Annotated in this window: 7 protein-coding genes; 1 reads left to right on the forward strand and 6 read right to left on the reverse strand. The window is 41.9% G+C overall.

The window, feature by feature from the left end:
* Nucleotides 1-103: 103 nt before the first annotated feature.
* The 5 genes from LDL35_RS13860 to LDL35_RS13880 form a co-directional block, all read right to left on the reverse strand.
* Nucleotides 104-1,684, reverse strand: a complete 1,581-nt coding sequence (locus tag LDL35_RS13860; RefSeq protein ID WP_304023486.1) for an ABC transporter substrate-binding protein — start codon at nucleotides 1,682-1,684, stop codon at nucleotides 104-106.
* Nucleotides 1,685-1,722: 38 nt separating this feature from the next.
* Entirely contained in the window at nucleotides 1,723-2,454 is a 732-nt protein-coding gene (locus LDL35_RS13865) for a class I SAM-dependent methyltransferase (protein ID WP_304023488.1), read from the reverse strand.
* A 159-nt stretch (nucleotides 2,455-2,613) separates the two neighbouring features.
* Nucleotides 2,614-3,333, reverse strand: coding sequence for a dipeptide/oligopeptide/nickel ABC transporter ATP-binding protein (locus LDL35_RS13870; RefSeq protein WP_304023490.1), 720 nt, complete (start codon nucleotides 3,331-3,333; stop codon nucleotides 2,614-2,616).
* Entirely contained in the window at nucleotides 3,318-4,247 is a 930-nt protein-coding gene (locus LDL35_RS13875; protein ID WP_304023492.1) for an ABC transporter ATP-binding protein, read from the reverse strand. The genes LDL35_RS13870 and LDL35_RS13875 overlap by 16 nt, the downstream gene beginning before the upstream one ends.
* 182 nt (nucleotides 4,248-4,429) lie before the next feature.
* The gene (locus LDL35_RS13880) at nucleotides 4,430-5,044 is read right to left on the reverse strand and encodes an ABC transporter ATP-binding protein (RefSeq protein WP_304023494.1); all 615 of its coding nucleotides are present in this window, start codon (nucleotides 5,042-5,044) and stop codon (nucleotides 4,430-4,432) included.
* Between the two features lie 142 nt (nucleotides 5,045-5,186).
* On the opposite strand from LDL35_RS13880, the gene LDL35_RS15470 reads away from it, so the two are divergent.
* Nucleotides 5,187-5,297, forward strand: coding sequence for a class I SAM-dependent methyltransferase (locus tag LDL35_RS15470; RefSeq protein WP_369694942.1), 111 nt, complete (start codon nucleotides 5,187-5,189; stop codon nucleotides 5,295-5,297).
* Nucleotides 5,298-5,773: 476 nt separating this feature from the next.
* Here the strand turns inward: LDL35_RS15470 and LDL35_RS13885 are convergent.
* On the reverse strand, nucleotides 5,774-6,320 hold a 547-nt coding region (locus LDL35_RS13885; protein WP_304023495.1), incomplete at its 5' end, for an IS1634 family transposase.

Raw genomic sequence — 6,320 nt, forward strand, 5'->3', positions numbered from 1 at the left:
GAAACATGAGTAAAAAAGTAAGGATGCTGATTCCAACTAAAAGAAGTGGGATTTGAAGAACTCTCCGGCTAATATATCCAAGGAGAGCCTGATCCATGAGTATTTAACTCCTTATATCCCACTCTTCAATATTCCACCATAATTCTCCGTTAATTCCACCCATAGATCCATGTGGACCCATCCGGGGAACTAATCCAGTAAGTTTGTCACTCACTGCAAAGACGTAGTTTGAGAAGAGAATCTGCGGAGTTGGCTGATCTTCGGAGAGAATCTTCTGATACTGACCATAGATCTTCTTTCGCTCCTCCCTATCAGAGGTGGTTCGCCCCTGTTCTAACAGCCGGTCAACTTCTGGATTATTATATCCAGCCGGATTATTCCAACCATTACCGATGTATGAACTATGATAGATCTGGTAATTGTTATTGTCAGGATCAAAGGGTGAACCAAAAGCCATAATCACCGCATTATTATGGAAAACATTCTGATTTAACTCATCCCAGTTGGCTTTGGATGTTGGGATCGCCCTGATACCGATCTTTTCAAGATCAGATGCAACAGCAACCGCTAAATCTTTCCTTTCCTCTGATGTTGCAACATATAAAAGTTCAAATTCTAATTTTACACCCTCTTTTTCTCTTATACCATCTTTTCCTGGTTTCCACCCGGCATCATCAAGAAGCTTTTTAGCTTTTTCTACATCCTGGTTAAACTCTATTGCAGGATTATACACCCAGCTCTCTTTCCGATATGGTCCATAGGCAGGCACTGCATGACCAGCGAAGATCGTATCAACCATAAGTTGTTTGTTTAAAGCATAGGCAATAGCCTGGTGAACGGCAGTATCCTTGAACTGGGGAAGAATATAGGGAAGATTAATGCCATACCAGTTTGCTGACGGGTTTGAAATGATTTTTACTCCTGCCTGACCTTCAAGTGCCTTTGAAGATTTGGGGAGTATCTTAATTGCCTGGACATCACCGCTTTTCAGAAGGTTAATTCGTGAATTCTCATCTGGAAGGATGATATACCGAACTGTCTCAATCTTTGGTTTATCTCCAAAGTAATTAGGATTTGCTTTGAAGATGATCTCCTCTCCCTTATTCCAACTGTCAAAAACATAAGGCCCGGTTCCAACAGGCTTTTGCCAGAATTCAGTTGAACTCAGATCCTGCCCGGCAAGGATATGTTTTGGCAGAATGGGAAGTGCAAGCCATTCCATAAAGGGGACACTTGCCTCCTTGAGTGTGAACTTAACGGTATTTTTATCGACCACATCAACTGAAGAGATTATACTGTATTCGCCCGAAGTTGGAAAGATTGCCACATTTTCACCGCTGGTCATGAGATCATACGTGAACTTGACGTCATCAGCGGTGAATTCAGTCCCATCATGCCATTTTACACCATCTCTCAGATGAAAGATGATAGTCGTAGGATCCGGCTGTTCCCATGAACTTGCAAGATCTCCTATCATCTCAAGGTTGTTATCTGACTTGATAAGTCCATTAAAAACCTTAATTACATCATAAAAGACTGCATTACCTGCAGAACGGATTGGATTTAAATCCGTTGGTTCTTCACTCAGCCCAATTACCACGGTCTTCCCATCCGCATATACCAGACCGCACGTTCCGATAAGGAGGAGAACGAGAAATACTCCTGCAATAATTTTTTTTATCATACTAACTACCAAAATGTAAAATTACTTATCCCATTAACCTATTTCACACCATGTACGAGATAATAAGGCATCTGATACCCTATCCGGTTTGAAAGAGGCATGTACTTCCTCTGAATGGTCATAATTTCATCCAGGGAATGCAGGGTGACATTATGGAATCCTGCACGTTCTACATATTTCACTGCTTCGAAGGCCTCCATCCCTTTCGGATGAGGGAGGTTATCGATCAGTTCATCCGGATAATATGACTTGAACGGGTTTCTGCGTTCAGAAATAAGAATCCCAAGTTTCGAGAGGAACCTTCGGGATTTACCAGAGAGTGATTCAGGGAACCAGAGTCCATCGATAACTGCTATCATCCCATGGGGTTTCAGGACCCGGTTCCACTCTCTCAGCGCTTTTTCAGGATCCGGTAACGTCCAGAGCAGGTGGCGGTTTATAACCAAGTCAAATGATTCATCATCATATGAGAGAGATTCTGCATCGTCAATTGAAAACGAAATAGAGTAGCCTTTTTTCCTGGCTTTATCCTCTGCTCTCTTCAGCATGTTCTCAGAGAGATCGATTGCATGAACCGAATGCCCCATCTCTGCAAGAAGAAGACTCATCTCACCGGTTCCACAACCAATGTCAAGGACCGTGATCGGGGTATCAGAGGTAAACTGTTTAAACAGATTTACCCATGCTGTATGCTCCTCTTCTGACTGGACTCCATGGGCATGTTGCATGTCGTACCACTCTGCAGACTCATCCCATGCAGATTGGATCATTTCTTTGATACCAGACGGATCAGGAGCCATAATAATTGTATGATTAGATAAGTTATGAATATTTTTAATTATGTATGAAATATTGTAAAAAATTACCGACGGATGTTGTTTCTTATCATATTGGGGAAAAAATAGATTGTCCCATTTTTGACCTCAGAATCAGGATGTGTTTCGGTCTTGCAGATCCTGAATACGACCATCATGAATCTGAATAACCCGATCACACAGGGTTTTGACCAGATCTTCATCATGAGATATAAAGAGAATGCTAAGAGTATGCTCCTGTTTCCATCGCTTCAATATTTCAATAATCTGAGCCTGAACTGATACATCAAGTGATGCTGTCGGCTCATCAGCCACCAAAAACTCAGGTTCCAGAATCAGAATTCTTGCCAGAACAATACGCTGATTCTGCCCCCCACTGAGTTGATATGGATATCTGCCCAAGTATTCTTCAGTGAGCCCGATATAGGATACCATGGATCGAATCTTTTCATCCCTCTCTTTCGGGGATAACTCCGTATACAATAGGAGAGGTTCTTCAATTATCTGATAGATCCGCATCTTCGGATTTAACGAACTTTCAGGATCCTGAAAGATTATCTGCATATCCCTTCGCAGTGGTCGCATCTCCTTCCTGCTTACATGGGTGATATCCCGACCCTTGTAGCTGATTCTCCCTGAAGTCGGGTCGATTAATCTGAGTACAAGCCTTCCGATTGTTGTCTTTCCACTTCCGGACTCACCAATAAGACCAAGAGTCTCCCCTGTATGAAGCGTGAATGAGACATCATGGACTGCAACTTTAACTTCCCTTTTAAATAACCCGGAATGATATACCTTGGTCAGGTTCTTCACTTCAATTAATGGCAATGACATCTGTTCTTCCTGTGATGAGAATGACCACTTGAGAGATCGGGATGATTCGTTCTGCATTTGGCGCAGGCATCAGGGCATCGTGGGTGAAACCTGCATCCGGAGGGGAGATCAATGAGTGAAGGACTACTTCCAGGAATAGCCTTGCACCCGTTTTTTGGATGAGCCTTTATGAATGCTATCGTATACGGATGCAGGGGATCAGAGAGTATCTCATCACAGGGGCCATCCTCAACAATCTCACCGTCATACATAACGAGGATCCGGTCACATAACTCTGAGGCAGCAGCCAGATCATGGGTGATCATGATCATGGAACTTCTCTCTGCAGTATCTGAGAGGAGACTTAGTATCTCCTTCTTATTCCCCTTATCAAGGGCTTTTGTCGGTTCATCTGCAATGATCAGATCTGGCTCACTTGCAATACCAATAGCTATCATCACCCTCTGCTTCATTCCGCCACTTAGTTCATGAGGATACCGATTCATGATATATTCAGGATCCTGAAAGTTTACTTCTTTGAGCAGGCGTAACGTCTCTTTCCTGGATTCCTGAGCTGAAAGATTCTTTCCTTTCCGGACTGCTTCCTCAATCTGCCCGCCGACTCGCATGAGCGGATTTAATGAGACACTTGGATTCTGAAGAATAAATGAGATTTCACTCCCCCGGATATTCTGCATGTGACTCTCCGGAACGGTCATGAGATCCTTTCCTTTATATGATACCTTTCCAGAGATTGAAGTGTTATGAGGAAGCAGACGAACAACAGACATGCCAAATACCGTTTTTCCGCAACCAGTCTCACCAATCAGGCCAACTTTTTCTCTTTTCCGAAGGGATATATCAATAGAATCAACAGCCTTTACAATCCCTTCTGGTGTTCTGAATGAAGTTTTTAAATTGGATACCTGAAGCATGATGAATATGTAATTATTGTATTTCGTAATACATAATGTTAATTAAATTATGGCAAACAGATGAATGTTTCTCATCACATGGTAATACGAAATGAATGAGAGAACCAACACTTCTTTGAATCAGTATGAGTTTTTATAGACTAATGAAATCCAAATGATGTCAGGGAAAAAAGGGAGATCTATCATATCTCCTGTGCAGTTATGAGAGAAGCATACAACCCATCATGCTGTAACAATTCATGGTGAGAACCCTGTTCAATAATTTCTCCCTGGTTTAGCACGAGGATCGTATCTGCGTGAACCACCGTGCTAAGCCGGTGTGCTATCATAAATACCGTTCTTCCCTTCATCAATTCCCGAATGGTATCCCGGATCATCAGTTCTGTCCCGGTATCGAGGTTACTGGTTGCCTCATCCATTATAAGGGCCGGAGCATTTTTCAGAATTGCCCTGGCTATAGCAACTCTTTGTCGCTCTCCTCCGGAAAGACGAATCCCCCGTTCTCCGACAATCGTTTCGTATCCATCCGGAAGTCCCCGTATGAAATCATGTATCCTGGCAAACTTTACTGTCTGCTCTACCTCCTGATCGGTTGCATCAGTTTTTCCCACCCGGATATTTTCCCTGATAGATGTATTGAACAGAAAGATATCCGGGGTAACAATGGATATGGTTTTCCGCAGATCTGAAAGACGGAGATCCCGGATATCCTGCCCATCAAGCCTGACAATCCCATTTTCTGGATCCCAAAACCGAATGAGAAGATGGGTCAGAGTTCTCTTTCCCGCTCCTGTCATTCCAAAAAATTGCAGCCGTCGTACCTGAAGGGATCGAGAATGAAACTAATTATAATTATCCGGAACACGGATTGAAAAAAGGGAAGAGGATTTATGGGAGAAATTTCTTCACACGGAAATCGGAGAAGAACCCTTAAAAATTCTGGATGTAGGGACCGGAACTGGCTCTATCTCACTTATTCTTTCTAAATTAGGTCATGAAGTAATAGTGATCGATCTTTCTCCGGGAATGTTTTCTGATAATAGCGATTAACCCCATGTTGGGATATTAGAGTATTTAAATCACATATATACCCTGCAACAAAAATAAGGGGTTATGCACTATCCTCTTCTGTCTGTGAAAGAAAATCAGGCGAACGCGGTCTTAAACTGGATCTTCATTTCGGTGATGCAGAAACTTTACTTTTCCCTGACAATAGTTTTGATGTGATTACGCGCAGATAGGTATTATGGACTCTTCTGTAACCCGAAATTGCCATCAATAGATGGAAACGGGTAGTTAAACCCGGAGGCAGAATCATGGCTTTTGATATGAAAACTCATGATTTTAATAATGTCTCCATGATGAATAAATTCGGGCAATATGTCTCCAAAAAATAATTTCCATTTAGGACGGACGAAAGCCGGATAGTTACACACCTAAAAAGGAAATTACAGATTCCTTCCCGTCATTATACCGCCATCCGGATTGTTTTGATAACCAGTTAAATCCTCACCTCCCGAAAACCTTTAGGCGCATAGACTTAATGCAGTCAAAATTTCTCTATTTTTCTTACTGACTTCAGATTGAATGATCTCTCCCTGAGATAGTACAAAAAGTTTGATCTTTTCAAGTTCGAGAAGTAGTTTTTCGACAGAATACTGTTTTGAAAGGCCCGTTTCCTTCAAAATCATTTGTAATCTCATTCTAATGATAAGGGCTATAAAAACCATGAATAAATAACCCCTCACAGAGTCTTCTCTTCTTGCATTAAGAGGTAAAGTGTCCAAATCATTTTTCATTCTTAAGAAACACTTCTCAACTGCATCTCTCTCACGATAAAGGGTGAGACAGGAAAGCCAGTCTAATTCGCCGTTGTAAAAAAGAATAAATCGTCCTAGGCGATTTATTCTTTGAGTAACTGCTTTCTGTCTTATTGAAACCTCGAATGTTCCGTCTGTAAATTTCCATTTCAGGTAACGTGCAAACCCTTTCGCGATTTCATTCACCACTACTTCTGGTCTTTTCCAACTTTGTGGTCTTGCTTTCTTCAATTTATCAGCCGCGTCGAATAAT

Origin of the sequence: Methanospirillum hungatei, from assembly GCF_020216685.1 — an archaeon.
Classification (GTDB): Archaea; Halobacteriota; Methanomicrobia; order Methanomicrobiales; family Methanospirillaceae; genus Methanospirillum; species Methanospirillum hungatei_B.